The sequence below is a fragment of the Monashia sp. HAY1-2A genome (assembly GCF_056755315.1).
In genome coordinates, this window is sequence record NZ_JBNDHY010000275.1 from 1 (window position 1) to 2,296 (window position 2,296).

General features: G+C 72.0%; 2 protein-coding genes. One reads left to right on the forward strand and one right to left on the reverse strand.

Translation table 11 applies throughout. From position 1 onward, the window contains the following. Positions 1-968, reverse strand: a 968-nt coding sequence (locus tag ACPYOM_RS21690) for a potassium/proton antiporter (RefSeq protein ID WP_481347543.1), incomplete at its 3' end; no start/stop codon positions are given. 113 nt (positions 969-1,081) lie between these two features. Here ACPYOM_RS21690 and ACPYOM_RS21695 point away from each other — a divergent pair. Next, positions 1,082-2,296, forward strand: a 1,215-nt coding sequence (locus ACPYOM_RS21695) for a penicillin acylase family protein (protein WP_481347544.1), incomplete at its 3' end; no start/stop codon positions are given.

Here is a 2,296-nt window from a genome sequence, read left to right on the forward strand (position 1 = left end):
AGCAGCAGGACCAGCCCGATGACGACCGCCGGGACCAGCTGCTCGTCGAGGCGGGTCGGGTCGGCGAGCAGGCCGAGGAGGACGAACAGGCCGATCTGGGCGATCCAGCCCAGGGCGTTGGCGAAGCTCTGCACCGGCGTCCGGTTGGGCAGGCCCATGTTGCCGAGCACGAGCGCCGACAGGTAGGCCGCGAGGAACCCGCTGACGTGCACCGCGGCGCCCACGGCGTAGGCGAGCACGGTCAGGGCGACGACGCCGATGGAGAACAGGGCCGAGGAGCCGCCCGCGACGCGTCGAAGCAGCTGGCCGCCCACCCAGCCGACGGCGATGCCGACGACCGCGCCGCCGAGGAGCTCGAGCACCGCGTGGAGCACGAGCAGCCACCACGGCTCGCCGTGGCTTCCCGGGACGCCCTGGGCGGCGAAAGCGACGACGAGGATGACGACCGGCGCGTCGTTGAACCCGGACTCCGCCTCGAGCATCCCCGACAGCCGTCGCGGCAGCGGCACGTTGCGCAGCACCGCGAACACGGCTGCCGCGTCGGTCGAGGTGACGATGGCGCCGACGAGCAGCGAGATCGTCCACGACAGCGGCAGGATCGTGTGGGCGGCCACGGCGACGACGAGCACGGAGACGACGACGCCGACCGTCGCGAGGACCGACGCCGGCGCCACGGCCTGCCGGATGTTGTCCCACGAGGTCGTCAGGCCGCCCTCGGCCAGGATGAGGACGAGGGCGGCGTAGCCGAGCACCCGGGTGATCGACGCGTCGTCGAACTGGATACCGGCGCCCGCGTTGCCGAGGGCCAGGCCGATCCCGAGGTAGAGCAGCAGCGAGGGCAGGCCCGAGCGGACCGACAGGCGGACCGCGGCCACGGCGACGAGGAGCACGAGCGAACCGACGAGGAGCACGCCCGTGAGGTCGTCGAGCGTCATGGTCGACGACGTGATGGACGGGGCTCGGGTCACCGGTGCTCCTCGCGGTCAGGCCCAATCCAACCATTGCGCCACCCGCCGCCCGGGCACCCCCGTGCCGCGGGCTGCGTCGGTGGGCCGTGGCCTAGGCTCGTCGCGTGTCACGGATGAAGCGCGCCCGTCGGATCGTCCTGCTCGTCGCCGTACTCGTCGTCTTCGTCCTCGTCGGCGCGGGCGTGCTCGCCGTCGGAGTGGTGCGCCAGACCTTCCCGCAGACCACCGGCACGCTCCAGATCGAGGGCCTGACCAGCTCGGTGTCGGTCAAGCGCGACGACCGCGGTGTCCCGACGATCTACGCCGACGACGCCCAGGACCTCTTCCGGGCACAGGGCTTCGTCAGTGCCCAGGACCGCTTCTTCGAGATGGACCTGCGTCGCCACGTGACCGCCGGGCGCCTGTCCGAGCTCGTGGGCGCGGGCGGCCTGCAGAGCGACAAGGTCATCCGCACGATGGGGTGGCGACGCGTCGCCGAGGCCGAGCTGCCCAAGCTCGCGCCGGAGACGCGTCAGTACCTCCAGGCGTACGCCGACGGCGTCAACGCCTACATCAAGCAGGCCGAGTCGCCGGAGAAGATGTCGCTGGAGTACACCTTCCTGCTGCGCACCAACCCCGGCTACCGCGTCGAGCCGTGGACGCCGGTCGACTCGCTGGCCTGGCTCAAGGCGATGGCGTGGGACCTGCGCGGCGACTACAACGACGAGCTGGCCCGCGCGCGCCTCTCGCGCAACCGCACCCTCAAGCAGATCCAGCTGCTCTACCCGCCCTACCCGTACGACCGCAACCACCCGATCCTGTCCGCGGGTGACTGGCAGCCCTCGGCGTCCGAGACCGACCAGGCCGCGAGCGGCGAGCCGGCGGCGCTGCGACAGCTGCGGGCCCCGGACGGCAGACGGGCCGTCGACGCGACCCTGGCCGCCCTCGACGCCGTGCCGGCCGGCCTCGGCCGCGGCTCGGACATCGGGTCCAACTCGTGGGTCGTGTCGGGCTCGCGGACGACGACCGGCAAACCGCTGCTGGCCAACGACCCGCACCTCGGCCTGTCCATCCCGGGCATCTGGACGCAGGTCAACCTCCAGTGCCGCACCGTGTCGCAGACCTGCCCGTTCCGGGTGTCGGGCTTCTCCTTCTCCGGCGTGCCGGGTGTCGTCATCGGCCACAACGACAAGGTGGCGTGGGGGATGACCAACCTCGGCCCGGACGTCACCGACTTCTACCTCGAGCAGGTGAACGGCGACACCTACCTGCGCGACGGCAAGCAGGAGCCCGTGCGGACCCGCGACGAGACGATCCGGGTGGCCGGCGGAGCCGACGTCACCATCACC